We start from the raw sequence: 13721 nt of genomic DNA, 5'->3' as shown, positions 1-13721 counted from the left end.
AGACACCGTGCGCACCACTGCTTCTGACATCATCGGCTGGTCTGTCGACGCCGACGACATTGTCACCCTCACCATCGATGATCCGTCGCAGCCGACGAACACCATGACCGACGCCATGGCGACTGCTTTGCGTGAAACAGTCGAGCGTTTGGAAGCCGAGAAGGACTCCATCACCGGTGTCGTCGTCACCTCCGGCAAAGACACCTTCTTCGCCGGCGGCGACCTGAACAAACTGATGAACTCCGGTCCCGGCGATGTCGCCGAGATCTCGGCCGGCCTCGACCACTTCAAGGAGTCGTTCCGTCGCCTCGAGACCTTGGGACGGCCCGTCGTCTCGGCGATCAACGGCACCGCGCTGGGCGGTGGGTTCGAGGTCGCGTTGGCCACTCACCATCGGATCGCGCTGGACAAGAAGGGCAGTCTCCTCGGCCTGCCCGAGGTGACGTTGGGTGTGCTCCCGGGTGCCGGTGGGGTCACCCGGGTGGTGCGGATGCTCGGCATCGTGGGCGCCGTGCTCAACGTCGTAGGCCAGGGCCAGCGGATGACGCCGGCCAAGGCGCTGTCGGTGGGTGTCATCGACGCGGTCGCCGACTCACCGGAACAGATGATCGCCGGCGCCAAGGCGTGGATTTTGGCCAACCCGGATGCGACCCAGCCGTGGGATCGCAAGGGCTACACGATCCCCGGTGGCACTCCGGCATCCCCGGCGCTCGCGGCTCAGTTGCCCGCGTTTCCGGCGAACGTGCGCAAACAGCTCAAGGGTGCGCCGATGCCGGCCCCGATCTCGGTGCTGGCCACCGCGGTCGAGGGCGCTCAAGTCGACATCGACACCGCCTTCGCCATCGAAACCCGCTACTGCGCCCACCTGATCTGCGGCCAGATCTCCACCAACATGATCAAGGCGCTGTTCTTTGACCTGAACGCGGTCAACAAGGGCAGCGCGCGGCCGTCGGGCATCCCGACACGAACGGCCGAGAAGGTCGCCGTTCTGGGCGCGGGCATGATGGGCGCGGCCATCGCCTACGTCGCCGCTCGCGCGGGTATTGATGTCGTCTTGCGTGACATCACGATCGAAGGCGCCGAACGTGGCAAGGACTACTCACGCGGCCTTCTCGACAAGGCAGTCGCCAAGGGGCGCATGACCGCAACGGCTCGCGATGAGATTCTCGGCCGCATCCTGGCCACCGCCGACATCGCCGACGTCAAGGGCGCCGACTTCGTCGTCGAGGCCGTGTTCGAGGACGTCGAACTCAAGAAGAAGGTCCTCGCCGAGGTCGAAACCTACTCCAGCGCTGACGCGCTGCTCGCATCGAACACCTCGGCCCTGCCGATCAAGGAGATGTCGAGCGCGGTCAGCCGCCCGGAGGATGTCATCGGCCTGCACTTCTTCTCGCCGGTGGACAAGATGCCGCTGGTGGAGATCGTGGTCGGGGAGAACACTTCCGATGAATCATTGGCTCGAGCACTGGATTTCGTGCAGCAGATCCGCAAGACGCCGATCGTGGTGCGTGACGTCTACGGCTTCTACGCCAACCGGGTCATCGCCAAATTCGTCGACGAAGCCCTGTCGCTGGTCGCCGAGGGGATGCATCCGGCCAGCGCCGAACAAGCCGCGCTGCAAGCCGGATTCCCCGCCGGCGCGCTCACCCTGTTCGACGAGATCAACATGAAGACCATTGCCAAGATCCGAGCCGGCTTCATCGCCGACGCACAGCAACGTGGTATTCCGTTCATCACGAGTGCGTCCTATCCGCTCGTCGACCGTATGCTCGAGGAATTCGACCGTCCCGGCCGACTCGAAGGCCGCGGCTTCTACGACTACGACGGACCAGCGGGCAAGCGACTCGGGCTGTGGCCGACACTGGCCGCCGAGTACTGGAACCCCGACGCCGACATCCCCTTCGACGACGCCAAGGATCGCATGCTGGTGGCCGCGGCACTGGAGGCCTACGCCTGCTACGACGATGGCGTCATCGGATCGGTCGCCGAGGCCAACATCGGCTCCATCATGGGCATCGGCTACCCGGCCTGGACCGGTGGCGCCCTCCAATACATCGACCAGTACAGCGATTCGCGCAACGGGGTCGGTATCGCCGGATTCGTCGCTCGCGCAGACCAATTGCAGGAAAGGTACGGCGACCGATTCCTCGTCGCCGAGTCTTTGCGACTGCGTGCAGCGGAGGGGACACCACTGGCCTGACCCGCAAGCCCACCTGAGTTACACATACGACATCAGCCACCATCCGCTCCCTGTGGTGCTCGAGGCGCTAGCCGAGAGACTCACCTCAGCCGTCGGGAGAGGACCCTTCTCGGGCGGTTGGGTGCTGATCGGATCTCGACGCATCCGCTCGATCGTCTCCGGCCGGGTTGTCGAAGGTGACGTCGATTTCCTGGAATCCTTTGCTGCGCTGGGCTCGTGCCTGCGCGGAGTAGGCGGCCTCGTCGCCGGGAGTGAGGATCACGTTGTCGGTGAACGGGGTGAGCAGCGACCGTGGATAGAGGTTGTCGACGCGCACGACGTTGAACTCGAGGCACACCACCACCATCACCGACGCGATGTACAAGAACGCGAGAAGGCCGAGGACGACCGCGAAAACACCACTGGTGGCACTGGAATTGGCGATGAAGCGCTGGATGAACAGGGTCCCGAATGTCTGCAAGGCCTGCCATCCGACGGACGCAATCAGTGCGCCGGGCAGCACATCGCGGGTGCTCACCGAGCGGCTCGTTCCGAACCGGAAGCCGACGATGAACACCGCGGTGTAGAGGACCAGCGAACCGAGGATCGTGAGAACCCGACCATCTGCTCCGAGGTTGATTGCCGCGATCACGCCGTTGAGCACGGTGAGGCCGATGATCGCCAGTCCGACCGTGGACAGCAGCATCGCGCCCTTGATCCTCACCTGGATGGGATTCGGACGCTCGTTGCGGGGGACCGCCCACACGATGTTCATCGCATTCTGGATGGCAACCGATACGCCGAGGGCGCCGTAAACGGCACCGACGATACCGATCGCCACCGCCGTCGTACTGCCGGAGAGCTGTCCGGGTTCGCTCAACTGATCGCCGATCACCGGTATCTGACTCAGCGCCGAGTCGACGATCTCCTTCTGAAGTTCGGGATTGTCGTCGAGCACGATGCCCAGCACCGAGGTGAACACCAGCAGCAGCGGGAACAGGGAGATGAAGCCGTAGTAGGTGATGAGCGCGGCGAGGTAGCCGCCCTGGTCATCGAAGAACTTGTAGGCGACGCCCAGCGGGAATCCACTCGCCGGATAGCGGCGCTGAAAGCCGTCGACGCGATCCGACAGCGACACCCACACCACCTTCCTCGAACCACCCGTCGGCTGACCACTGATGTGACCTGCTGCGTTTCGGGCGGGTGGCCGTGGTCGCAGCATCGCCGAGTCTACGTCGGTTTGCCACGGTGATCCCGCAATGCAGGGCCGTCATGCAGCCGGACGTTTCTGGCGACCGACGACCCGAAGATCGCCAGTTGCTCGATCGGATCGCCGATGGGCCAGACAAACACCCCGTCGACGCCGGCATCGGCATATCGGTCCAAGGTTGCCGCGCAGCGCTCGGCAGATCCGATGAGCAGCAGATCGGCCAGTGCGGACGGATCGCGTCCGAGTAGCTGGGCCAGCATGTGCAGTCGGTCTTGTGCCACGGATGAACTCTGGGTCACGAACATCCACATCGTCGCGAGGACGATCGGGAACGCGTCGATTCGGCGTCCGACGGAATCGAGCGCGGTGTGCAGTAGTTCGCTCCCCGTCGTGATCTTTTCCGGGCTCGTGTTGTATGCCGAGGCGAGCCATCCATTCCCATACCGAGCGGCCCTGCGCAGGCCCGCTGCCGAGCCCCAGCTACCCACCCAGAGCGGGACAGTCTGTGCTGGAACCGGTTTGAGATCTGGCAAGTTATAGAATCGGCCGGCCATCGGCTCGCCGCGGTGCAGCGACGCCGTGAGCGCACGCAACGATTCGTCGAATCGGGGCCACCGCTCATCGAAGGCGATCCCCGCCGCGGCATAGTCGGCCGCCGACGAGCCGGGACCGACGCCCAGCACGAATCGACCGCCCGACAGCGTCTGCAACGCGGCGGCAGCCTTCGCCATTGCCGCCGGGCCACGGATCACCGGCAGGGCAACCGTGGTCGCGAGGGTCATGTCGCTGCGTTCGGCGATGCTCGCCAATGCGACCAGGCCGTCGAGCCAGGGCCTGGCGAAGACGAGGTGGTCGTTGGCGCCGATCGCGGTGAATCCGGCGCCGCGAGCAGCGTCGACGTAGCGGCCGAGCGGGGGCGGGCCCGTTCCGTCGAAGTCGATCAGCGGCAGATGCGCACCGAACCACATGATCGGATTCTACGCATTCTGGACACGATGACCCACCCGCGACCAGCCGTCGTCACGGACCGCCCACCGTGGCAAGTGCGACGACGGGACCGTCGGTGATCAGCGCACCGGTGTCGACGGGTTGACGATTCGACGGTCGCAGACTCCCGTCGGCCGCGATCAGGTAGGTGTGCGCCTGGCTGCTCGTGCTGCGGACCGTCGCCACGTCGACGGCGTAAAGGTGTTTGCCGTCGGGATTCAGAGCCAGCGACCCGGGCAGGCTCCCCAGTGGCATCGGATACGGCGAGTGCGGCAACGGTGTCAGCCGACCATCTGCGTGCACGTCGAACCCGGCTATCGACGTGCCGACACCGATCGCGTTTGGCACATACAGACGTCGGCCGTCGGGCGTGACGATGGCGCCGTGCGGAATGCCTCCGGTGACGAACGGCGACCCGGGCAGTCTCGTGAGACCCCCGTCCCGCCGCACCCGGAACCCCGACATGCTCAGCGTCAGTTCGTCGCTCGTGTACAGGTAGCGTCCGTCCGGCGTGAATGCAGGGGCGACCGGTCCCAGGCCGATCGACATCACGCCGCGCGGAGTGAGACGTCCGCCCGGACCGATCGCGTAGCTCGACAAGGTGGTGCCGAGGTAGGTCACCACGCGCAAGAAGCGGCCGTCGGGGTCAACAGCCGCCTGCCCGACCACACTGAGACCATCCACCCGCACCGCCGGCATTCCGGTTGGCCGGAGCGCACCAGAAGCCGTGACCGCGAACGATTCGACGCGGCCGGGCAGCCCACCCACGACGACATACAGGTGCTTTCCGTCGGGCGCGAGTTGTGCTGCGGTGGGCAGACCACTGAAATTCAATCGGGCTCCGGGGATTTCATGCAATCTGCCGAACCTGTCGAGGCGATACCCGCTCACCGCCGGCTCGACGATATGTGGCACATAAACGGTTGAGCCGTCGGGGGAGACCGTCAAGGAAAGGACCCCGAAACCGGTACGAAAGGGAGTGCCCGCGACCGGGGCCAGGCCTCCGCTGTCGGACACCCGAAGAACACTGATGCCCATGGACCCGGTCGCCGCCGTCAACAGGAAGCGGTGTGTGGATCCGGGCGCCGACGAGGCCATCGGCTGCTGACCCATGATGAGCGCGAGCACGATGCCCAGGGCAACGGTCAATCCGGCCGCGACTCGTGCTGTGGACAGTGGAGTTCGCTGCGGCGCAAGCCTTGACATTCTGTGTTCCTCCCGACCGACACTTCGCCCCCGACGGTAACCGCCAGTGATGTTCCCCATCGCGAAATGCCGAGACATCTGTGGCGCCGGTCGATTTCACGATGAGCAGTCATTCGCGTTGGCCATCGGAATACCCTTTGGGCATGGCATACACAGTGGCGGAGGGAATGGTCTTCCGGACACCGGAACCGATAGCGGTCACTGATGCGCTCTTGACCGGCTATTCCGACGTCATCAGCCAGGGACGGTCGGCGTCGGGTCTACCGGTCATCCATCAAGTGATGGCAATCCTCGCCCGGGAAGCGGTCGAAGAGGGCGCTGTACCGGGTGACGGTATCGTCCTGACCGCCGAATCGCTTCGAATCAGGCGCGCACCCGTGGCCGGTGACGTCGTCACCGGCCGGCTTCGCGTCGAATCGGTGACCCGCCGCGCGGGCGCGGTACAGACTCAGGTGCGCGGGGAGATTCTGGTGGCCGACGAATTACCTCTGGCGGAGTCGGTTGCCACGATGGCATTTCGCGACGAGGACGCCGAGTCGTGACCGAGCCCTCCGATCTGTTGTGGGAGGCAACCGAATACGTCACGCGTGATCGCGTGCGTCGCTACGCGCAGGTGTCGGGCGACGCCAACGCCATCCACCTGTCCGACGAGGCCGCGAAGGCCGCCGGGTTGCCGTCGGCGATTGCACATGGGTACTTGATCCTGGGCATCGTGCTGCACCACGCCGATCACTGGGCCGCGGCGAATGGTGTGCGAATCACCGAGTGCGACACCAGGTTTGTACGTCCAGTGCATCTTGGTTCGGCACCGGCCGAGTTGGTGGTCGCCGGAGTCCGGAAGGTGCCGGGACTGATTCTCGCCTCGGCAGCGGTCCGGGGTACCGACGCAACGACGCGTGCGGTTCTACGTCCCATCCGGATCACCTACGAGCCCAGCGCACCGCGCGACTGAGTTCGACGGTGCCGATCAGGTCTTCGGTCCGCGGTCTTGTCCTGCAGCACTCGACGCCGCGTCTCGTGAGATCGCAGCACCTAGTTGCTGAGCACCGCTGGCCAGCAATGCCCGTCGCCAGGGGAGTACGCCCTCGATCTCGATCTGGATGGACATCGACAAGATCGTCCGGATGAGCACGATGAGCCCGAGGATGAGGGCATCCTCGATCGACGGCTTCGACGTGATCGTGCGGATCAGGTCGGCGGCCACGAGTACCTCGAGACCCAACAGGATGGCTGATCCGAGCGCGGTCCGGAGAACACCGAACGCGACCTGACCGCCCTCTCCGCGTCGCAGCGAACGAATACCCAGTACCACCGCGATCACGAATCCGACGATCATGGCCAACGCGCCGATCGCCTCGAAACCTACGGCAACACCGGTGAACACCGACTCGAAGTGCATGGGCGTCAGCGTACTCAACCGAAACAGGTAGTTCGCTACTCGCGATTCCACGTCGCACATCTCCGACGCTTGAGTCAGCCATCGTCCGATCTCGCGAAGGGACAGGGCATATGACGATCAGACGATCTCGATCAGGCGCACTGCGCCGAGCGAGCAGCGCTCTTGTTGTTGCCATAGCGACGGCGGCTGTTATCTCCACGGCGGCCGGCATGGTTGATCATGCCCCAGCATATGCATCCGAGTACCGCTACTTGGTCCCGACGCCTACCCGATGCGGCTCCGCGTCAGGGCCGCACCCGGACCGTCACAGCGACCGGCCACCATGCACCTCGGATCCCGGCCGGCGGGCCGGTGGAAGGTCTCCCGGGGTGATCGGGCTCGGCAACTGATCGGCCTCTGCGGACTATCCCTCTCGGCCCTCAGCCATGTCTGCCCAACGGGAGCGAGCCGACTTCGGCTGCGTCGGAACCGAAATGGCTGAAGACGGCTCTTTCGCGTGCCTTGCGGGCCACGCCATTCCAGATATCGGTCACCGAACGGCGAGGGACCGATCACGCGATAGCTGATCGTGTTCCGGACCATCGCGACTCCGAAAGCCCACGGAAGGCGTTGCGGTAAGCGAAGATCTGCCATCCCACGGGGGCCGAGAAAGCCCTCGAGCATGCTGAGCAGACGTTCGCGCGCGTACCACGCCGACGCGTCCTGCCGATGGCGGTAGTGGAGTTCGGATTGGACGTCGACGAGCGCATTCGCGAGTTCGGCGCCGGCGTCGGTCACGTCGGTCTGGGAGAGTCCATTTCGTTCGAATGCGTCGTTGACGAGTGCATGCATGAGACGAACGTGAACGGTGAGTTTCCATCCGTCGGAGTCCCGAAGCATGCCGCCGGGACGACCCACAGCGATTGCCCACGTCTGCGTCTCGCCGAGTCGGCGCTTGGTGGTGTTGCCGGACAACCCGCCCCGTCTCGGCGAGCAGATCGACCGGGCCGAGACGATCCTAACTATTCGTCTCACTCGTCGCAATGATCCCGGTAGACATGCGAACGAATGACGCTGAGCCATCCGTCCCGCGGGCGATGACACGATGGGCGGATGACCGAAACGCTGTTGTGGTCCTCGGAGTTCGTCGCTCGAGCCGAACGTCAGGCCCTGGAATCCGATCCGACAGCATCCGATCCGACAGCATCCGATCCGACAGCATCCGATCCGACAGCATCGGATCCGGCAGCATCGGATCCGGCAGCATCGGATCCGACGCTCGTGTGTCGACTCGATCCCGCGGTGATCCGCAGCGTTCAGAAGTTTCAAGTCGGGGAGAGTGGCGACGGCCCCCACCTGATCGCGAAGGCAGCGGACACCGGGGATCGCGACTACGAGACCGCGATCCGTTTGTTCGTGGCCGAAGAGCAGAACCACGCGCGCATGCTCGCCGAGATCCTGCGGGCGGCCGGTGCGCCGACGATCAACGCCGACTGGACCGACGCCGTCTTCGTTCGTCTGCGTCGTCTACTTGGCCTCCGACTCGAGTTGATGGTCTTGACCGTTGCCGAGGTCGTGGCATTGCGCTACTACCGCGCCCTCGCCGACGGCGGTGGAGACGAACTGTTGACTCGAGTGTCGGAACGGATCCTCGACGACGAGCGTCACCACGTCCCATTCCAATGCCGCCGTCTCGCAGTCGAATTCCGCCGCAAGCCCCGATACGCGAAGCGGCTCGCCCGGCACGCATGGCGTGGACTCGCACTCGTCGTGGCAATCGTCGTGGCCGTCGATCATGGGCCGGCATTGCGTGCCTGTGGGGTGCGCAGGCGACAGTTTGTCAGCGACACCATGCAGCTGTTCGACGACGCGATCGCAACCGTTTTCCACGAGCGGCCGGTATCCGAGGGTTGATCGGCGATCGTTCAGGCCGCCCATCGAGGATCGCGACGTACGTCCCTGGCGTCGACCGGCGTCGGGGTTGTCGACCGGGCCTCAGGAACGAGACTCACGGCCGACGCCCGGGCTGCATTGCTCCGGTAGGTGTGCAGATACCGGTCGACGCGGGCGAGTTGCTCGGTCGGAACCGCAGGCTGCGCGTCGTAGATTGCGTCACGACGATGCGTCATCCGGATCTGCAGCCGGAAACTGGTCACCGACACCACGTAGAGCGCTGCGGTGACGCCGGCAAGCACCAGCACCTGCCCGATCGCGAACTGCGACGCGGCGGCGTACACCGACACACCGAGACCAACGAACGCGCACAGCAACAGCACATATCCGAGGAACGAGAACGAAACCTTGCTCATCACTTACCTCCACAATCAGAACGAAACGCTACATGTAGTGTAGCGCTACAGTTAATGTAGCGTAAGCGACGACTGATCCATTCCCGCGGGAGGAAATCTGGTGCCACGATCCGACGCCGACGAGCGGATCCGCGCGGCCGCACTCGACCTTCTTCGTACGAAGGGACCCACCGCGGTGACGATCGAACGCGTCGCCGAGCACACGGGAATGGCGCGTACGACGATCTATCGGCGGTACAACGACCGAGCCGAGATGCTGACCGAGGTGTTGCGGGCGATTGGCCTACCTGGGCCGGCGCCGGAGCCCATGTCTGGTGCTCAGCGGTTGCGGTGGGTCATTGCCAGCTCCAGTGCCATCGTCGTCGACGGTATCGGTTTCGGTGGGATGGCAGCCTTGATGACCGACGCCGACCCACCGTTCACCGAAATCTTCCGGGGCGTACTCGTTGCGCATCGTGCTGCCGTCGCGGCCGCGGTCACCAGGGGGATCGAGGAGGGAACACTCGTCGGCGGCGTTGACATCGAAACACTCATCGATTCGATCGTCGGGTCGCTCATCGCCGAGTACGCGCGGATCGGCGCGGTAGGCGACGACTGGGCGGAGCGACTCGTGCGACTCCACTCCGGACTGATCAACGACAGCTCACACTGAGTCCCGTTCCGTGGGAGGTCGTTTCGAGCCCGTTGTTCCGATGCCTGGGTTCGGGCCGGCACGGTCGCGATCTGGATCAGGCTTCCGCACGTGGTGAACCCAGACGTCGACGTGCTGCGACGTAGGCTTGACAGTCGGAAGCCGCGGATCGAGGAGTCAGGGTGACGTATTCCGAGGGTTGGACCGAAAACGAACTCGACTTGCTCGGCGCGACGCGCGAACTGCTGATTTCGGTTCGCAAGCCCGACGGTACGTGGCGTCGAGCAGTGCCCGTGTGGGTGGTGTGCGTGCGGACCTCCGTCTATGTCCGCACCTGGTACCGACGCAACACCGGGTGGTTTGGGGACGCTGTCCGCACGGGACATGCGCGCGTGAGTGTGCCCGGCTTGTCCACCGACGTGACGGTCACCGATATCGTTGCCGCAGAAGCTGACCCGGGGCTGCGTGCCGACGTGGACGAGAGCTACCGGACCAAGTATGGCCGCTACGGTGACGCTGCGTCGACGACGCTTCGCCTCAACCCCGCCGAGCGTCAGCAGGTGCCGCTTATTCCCGAGTGATTTGTGGGATGCAGCCGTGTTATCCACAGGCGCATCTGTCGCGGGCGCCCCGGCGAAATACCGTGACATGCTCTGGCTCATGGGAATTCGCTACTATGCCTATCCACTTCAACCCGAGGATGTCGCGTCCGCGCGTCGCGATCCTTATCCGTACATCTCCGACGATCCGCTGAGTGACGCGTGGGGACCGGAGGGGGATCGCCCTCGGATGCTTTACCTCGACAAGGCCTGGCGCGAACTCCAACACATCTTCACGGTCGACGACGGGTTTCTGCGTCCGCGTATCTCGTTGGAGTTGGTCAAAGGGAACGTCACCCCGATCGGCCCCTACGGCGCGCACCTCGGGTTCGTTCACGTTCTCAGTCCGGACATCGTCAAGGAAATCTCCGAAGACGTCGTGCTGGTGGAACCGACCGACGACGCCACGATCAAGGAGATCGTCTCGTACTCGAGCGCCGACTACACCAACGAATACCTCCGTCGAGCACAAGAGTTCATGGTCGGCCTCGCCGCCGATGGGTTGGGGCTGGTTTACACAATCCGATGATGAATGGCGCTTGGTGGTGCGCCTTCATTTCGTGCGGAGCGCGAAGGTGGATCGGATGACGCAGCCGGCGGGCGACCGCCCAACTCCGAGCCGTCTCGGCCGATACAGTCGAAACTGATGTCCGGTTCGCGCCGGACCGGTTGTGTGTCGAAGATCCGAGAGGAATACATGAGGCAACTCGCTCACCGTCCCGCCATGGTCGTCGCCGGACTATCTGTGATCGCCTTGATCGCCGCAGGTTGCGGAGGAGACGACACTGACGCCGCCGCACCGAGTTCCTCGCCGGCCGCATCGTCGATGTCGGAGTCACACGTGGCGAGCAGTGAAGAGACGACCACCGAGACGACAACTCCGACCACCACCGAGTCGGCTGCACCCGCAGCGGTGACCCTCACAGGGGAGCGGGACGTCGAAGTGACGCTGACTGGCCCCCTCGCGGCCAAGTACTCGTCGGCGACCGACGCTCAGAAGGAGGCCCTCGGCAAGCCGCTGACTGGTGACCACAACGCGGGAACCCGCGAAAGCGGTGTCGTCTTCCAGCAATTCCAGGGTGGCGTGATCATCGCGAAGAACAACGCCCCAGGTACCCCGGCGTACATCGTCACATCGGGCAAGATCCGCGACGCGTGGAACACCGAGCGCGCCCCGGACGGCACCCCGTCAGTCACAGGCAAGAACGGCTCGGCCGGACCTCTGGGAGTTCCGACCAGCGACGTGACCACTGAAGGGGACGTGCAACAGGTGACCTTCGAGCACGGCAAGGTCACCGAGAACACCGAGACCGGCGAAGTCACCGTGACCGTCAACGGCAAGAGCGTGCCATCGGGTCTGAAATAGGTGGAGCGCCGAGAAGTCCCGGACTAGCTCATCGAAACGCCGTTGTTACGGTTCCTGCACTTCAACTATAGTTGTGTTACTCTAACTTTAGTTGGAATGGTGGGAGGTGTCGGGCGTGCAACTGAACAAACCGTTGGCCACGGTCACGCCGACCCTGGACGGAGACGTACTCGCGGTTTTGGCGTCCGCAGACGCTACGTTCACAATCAGCCAGGTCCATCGCATTCTCACCACGGCATCGGCTGAAGGCATCCGCAAGGTCCTCAACCGACTCACCATTCAGGGCGTTGTGCTGCACGATCAGGTGGGTAGGACGAATACCTATCGACTCAACACCGAACACCTCGCTGCTGAGCCGATCATGGCGTTGGCACGTCTGAACTCGGCGTTTCTGAACCGTCTCGAAGAACACCTCCGAGAGTGGGGTACGACGCTGCGGTACGCCGCGGTTTTCGGGTCGGCGGCGACCGGGCACATGCGCCTCGATAGCGACATTGACCTGATCTTGGTGCGCGCCTGCGACTGGGGCTACGAAGGCGACGACGTGTGGGGGCATCGGGTGACAGAGGTTGCCCGACTTATCACGGCGTGGACTGGCAACGACGGCCGCATAGTCGAGTACGCTGCGGACGAATTTCGCGCTGCGGCTGCCGCGGGTGAACCTCTGCTTCGTGACGTGGCGAAGCAGGGCCTCACCGTTGCGGGTACTCGGTCCTGGTTCAACGCGCAGCTGCGCCCGGCGTCGGGGAGGTCCTGATGGCGTCGCAGCGCGACTGTGACTCCGTGGTCATCGCAGGGCGGATGTCGAAGGCGAACGAGTTCTTTGATGCCGCTGACCATCTCGGGGAGGAGATGCCCAACGCCGCTGGGGACTTGTACGTCGACGCTGGCATCGCAGCCTCAGACGTTGTCTGTTGTGTTCGCCTCGGTGTGCATTCCAACACCGGCAACCACGCCGAGGCTGCAGCCCTCCTGAAGCGTGCGGACAGTGGATCTGAGCGACACCTGAACACGCTGTTAAACCTGAAGAACAAGGCTGCGTACACGCATCAGGACCTAACCTCCGCAGAGCTAAAGCGGATGATCCGCGCAGCGCAGCACTTGGTTGCGTCGGCGAAACTGGCAGTGGCCGCTCGCGGATAGGGCACACGCCACCTCGGCGAGGACGTCCGCTACGGATGTCGGCAGCACTCGCGTATGCCACTCGACGCGCGAGCCGGCTGGTCGGGGAATCCGGCTGCGGCGCAGTGCAATAGGAGTGAACTACTCAGAGAGTGCCGGTAATCCTGCATATGCTCTGCGCGTCGCGATCGGAGCCGAGATCGGACAGAGCGGATCGCCGGTGCGGGCGAAGAGGGATCAGTCCCAACCACGGCACAGCTGCATAATGATGACAACGCAGTTACATTGACTGCACGAGTGTGGTGATTACAGTCCGTGACGTTCCGGACGCGGTGCGCGATGAGCTCGCTGGGCGGGCCGCACGGGCGGGCAAGTCATTGCAGGAGTACTTGCGCGGCATGCTGATGGAGTCTGCGGCACGTCCGCAGGTCGATGATGTGATTGCGCGGGCGCGGGCGCGAGTCGGCACAACTGGAGTTCGGGTCGATGCCGCAGCGATCCTCGATGCGCGAGATGCCGACCGACGGTGACGGTGGCCGCCGTATGTGAGTCTTCGGCCCTCGTCACCCTGTTGCTCGACGACGGACCGGACGGCAACTGGGCGGTTGAACAATTGTCGGGCACGCACCTGCTCGCACCGCAACTGGTGATGTTTGAAGTAAGCAATATCATTCGTAGACAAGAAATGGCCGGAGTTGTCAGTGCCGATCAGGCGGTGCAGGCGCATGGCGATC

At 64.2% G+C, this 13721-nt stretch carries 17 protein-coding genes and 1 pseudogene; 12 read left to right on the top strand and 6 right to left on the bottom strand.

Annotation, left to right across the window (positions count from 1 at the left end; all coding sequences use genetic code 11):
* Positions 1 to 7 precede the first annotated feature (7 nt).
* Positions 8 to 2200: a 3-hydroxyacyl-CoA dehydrogenase NAD-binding domain-containing protein gene (locus MKW15_RS08755; protein ID WP_240857220.1), complete on the top strand. Its 2193-nt coding sequence runs from the start codon at positions 8 to 10 to the stop codon at positions 2198 to 2200.
* Between the two features lie 85 nt (positions 2201 to 2285).
* On the opposite strand, the gene MKW15_RS08750 is transcribed toward MKW15_RS08755, so the two are convergent.
* The 3 genes from MKW15_RS08750 to MKW15_RS08740 all read right to left on the bottom strand — a co-directional run bounded on the left by MKW15_RS08750 (position 2286) and on the right by MKW15_RS08740 (position 5582).
* Entirely contained in the window at positions 2286 to 3317 is a 1032-nt protein-coding gene (locus MKW15_RS08750; RefSeq protein WP_240857219.1) for a YihY/virulence factor BrkB family protein, read from the bottom strand.
* A 92-nt stretch (positions 3318 to 3409) separates the two neighbouring features.
* Positions 3410 to 4357, bottom strand: a complete 948-nt coding sequence (locus MKW15_RS08745) for an LLM class flavin-dependent oxidoreductase (RefSeq protein ID WP_240857218.1) — start codon at positions 4355 to 4357, stop codon at positions 3410 to 3412.
* Positions 4358 to 4409: 52 nt separating this feature from the next.
* Positions 4410 to 5582, bottom strand: a complete 1173-nt coding sequence (locus tag MKW15_RS08740; protein ID WP_240857217.1) for a lactonase family protein — start codon at positions 5580 to 5582, stop codon at positions 4410 to 4412.
* A gap of 143 nt (positions 5583 to 5725) precedes the next feature.
* Between MKW15_RS08740 and MKW15_RS08735 the strand changes: the two genes are divergently transcribed.
* A complete protein-coding gene (locus tag MKW15_RS08735) occupies positions 5726 to 6124 on the top strand; it encodes a hypothetical protein (RefSeq protein WP_240857216.1) in 399 nt (132 codons plus the stop codon).
* Entirely contained in the window at positions 6121 to 6534 is a 414-nt protein-coding gene (locus MKW15_RS08730) for a MaoC family dehydratase (protein ID WP_240857215.1), read from the top strand. The genes MKW15_RS08735 and MKW15_RS08730 overlap by 4 nt, the downstream gene beginning before the upstream one ends.
* A 15-nt stretch (positions 6535 to 6549) precedes the next feature.
* On the opposite strand, the gene MKW15_RS08725 is transcribed toward MKW15_RS08730, so the two are convergent.
* Both MKW15_RS08725 and MKW15_RS08720 read right to left on the bottom strand, forming a co-directional pair.
* The gene (locus MKW15_RS08725; RefSeq protein ID WP_240857214.1) at positions 6550 to 6981 is read right to left on the bottom strand and encodes a DUF1622 domain-containing protein; all 432 of its coding nucleotides are present in this window, start codon (positions 6979 to 6981) and stop codon (positions 6550 to 6552) included.
* Positions 6982 to 7400: 419 nt separating this feature from the next.
* Positions 7401 to 7969 (bottom strand): annotated as a pseudogene (locus tag MKW15_RS08720) (oxygenase MpaB family protein); the annotation flags it as partial.
* A gap of 104 nt (positions 7970 to 8073) precedes the next feature.
* On the opposite strand from MKW15_RS08720, the gene MKW15_RS08715 reads away from it, so the two are divergent.
* Positions 8074 to 8874 carry a ferritin-like domain-containing protein gene (locus tag MKW15_RS08715; protein WP_240857212.1) on the top strand — a complete coding sequence of 267 codons (801 nt, stop codon included), beginning with the start codon at positions 8074 to 8076 and terminating at the stop codon, positions 8872 to 8874.
* Between the two features lie 11 nt (positions 8875 to 8885).
* Here MKW15_RS08715 and MKW15_RS08710 read toward each other — a convergent pair whose 3' ends face one another.
* Positions 8886 to 9269 carry a hypothetical protein gene (locus MKW15_RS08710; protein ID WP_240857211.1) on the bottom strand — a complete coding sequence of 128 codons (384 nt, stop codon included), beginning with the start codon at positions 9267 to 9269 and terminating at the stop codon, positions 8886 to 8888.
* Positions 9270 to 9369: 100 nt separating this feature from the next.
* On the opposite strand from MKW15_RS08710, the gene MKW15_RS08705 reads away from it, so the two are divergent.
* The 8 genes from MKW15_RS08705 to MKW15_RS08670 form a co-directional block, all read left to right on the top strand.
* Positions 9370 to 9921 (top strand): TetR/AcrR family transcriptional regulator, encoded by a 552-nt coding sequence (locus tag MKW15_RS08705; RefSeq protein ID WP_240857210.1) that lies wholly within the window; start codon positions 9370 to 9372, stop codon positions 9919 to 9921.
* Positions 9922 to 10082: 161 nt separating this feature from the next.
* Positions 10083 to 10481 (top strand): DUF2255 family protein, encoded by a 399-nt coding sequence (locus MKW15_RS08700; RefSeq protein WP_240857209.1) that lies wholly within the window; start codon positions 10083 to 10085, stop codon positions 10479 to 10481.
* 79 nt (positions 10482 to 10560) lie between these two features.
* Complete coding sequence (locus MKW15_RS08695) at positions 10561 to 11028, top strand: YfbM family protein (RefSeq protein ID WP_240857208.1); 468 nt, start codon at positions 10561 to 10563, stop codon at positions 11026 to 11028.
* Between the two features lie 168 nt (positions 11029 to 11196).
* A complete protein-coding gene (locus MKW15_RS08690) occupies positions 11197 to 11865 on the top strand; it encodes an LGFP repeat-containing protein (protein WP_240857207.1) in 669 nt (222 codons plus the stop codon).
* Positions 11866 to 11980: 115 nt separating this feature from the next.
* Positions 11981 to 12622: a nucleotidyltransferase domain-containing protein gene (locus tag MKW15_RS08685; protein ID WP_240857206.1), complete on the top strand. Its 642-nt coding sequence runs from the start codon at positions 11981 to 11983 to the stop codon at positions 12620 to 12622.
* Positions 12622 to 13008, top strand: a complete 387-nt coding sequence (locus MKW15_RS08680) for a hypothetical protein (protein ID WP_240857205.1) — start codon at positions 12622 to 12624, stop codon at positions 13006 to 13008. Before MKW15_RS08685 ends, MKW15_RS08680 begins: the two co-directional genes overlap by 1 nt.
* 281 nt (positions 13009 to 13289) lie before the next feature.
* The gene (locus MKW15_RS08675) at positions 13290 to 13517 is read left to right on the top strand and encodes a FitA-like ribbon-helix-helix domain-containing protein (protein WP_240857204.1); all 228 of its coding nucleotides are present in this window, start codon (positions 13290 to 13292) and stop codon (positions 13515 to 13517) included.
* Positions 13514 to 13721 (top strand): PIN domain-containing protein (locus MKW15_RS08670; RefSeq protein WP_462476164.1); only part of this gene is annotated, 208 nt, incomplete at its 3' end. The genes MKW15_RS08675 and MKW15_RS08670, both read left to right, overlap by 4 nt.

Origin of the sequence: Gordonia gummivorans (assembly GCF_022513585.1) — a bacterium.
Classification (GTDB): Bacteria; Actinomycetota; Actinomycetes; order Mycobacteriales; family Mycobacteriaceae; genus Gordonia.
The sequence above is the reverse complement of the archived record's forward strand: the minus strand, read 5'-3'. Positions and strand labels throughout refer to the sequence as shown.

Coding starts and splice junctions, on each gene's coding strand:
- MKW15_RS08715 (WP_240857212.1), top strand. CDS start 8,074: ATGACCGAAACGCTGTTGTGGTCCTCGGAGTTCGTCGCTCGAGCCGAA.
- MKW15_RS08735 (WP_240857216.1), top strand. CDS start 5,726: ATGGCATACACAGTGGCGGAGGGAATGGTCTTCCGGACACCGGAACCG.
- MKW15_RS08690 (WP_240857207.1), top strand. CDS start 11,197: ATGAGGCAACTCGCTCACCGTCCCGCCATGGTCGTCGCCGGACTATCT.
- MKW15_RS08745 (WP_240857218.1), bottom strand. CDS start 4,357: ATGTGGTTCGGTGCGCATCTGCCGCTGATCGACTTCGACGGAACGGGC.
- MKW15_RS08725 (WP_240857214.1), bottom strand. CDS start 6,981: ATGCACTTCGAGTCGGTGTTCACCGGTGTTGCCGTAGGTTTCGAGGCG.
- MKW15_RS08710 (WP_240857211.1), bottom strand. CDS start 9,269: ATGAGCAAGGTTTCGTTCTCGTTCCTCGGATATGTGCTGTTGCTGTGC.
- MKW15_RS08680 (WP_240857205.1), top strand. CDS start 12,622: ATGGCGTCGCAGCGCGACTGTGACTCCGTGGTCATCGCAGGGCGGATG.
- MKW15_RS08695 (WP_240857208.1), top strand. CDS start 10,561: ATGGGAATTCGCTACTATGCCTATCCACTTCAACCCGAGGATGTCGCG.
- MKW15_RS08740 (WP_240857217.1), bottom strand. CDS start 5,582: ATGTCAAGGCTTGCGCCGCAGCGAACTCCACTGTCCACAGCACGAGTC.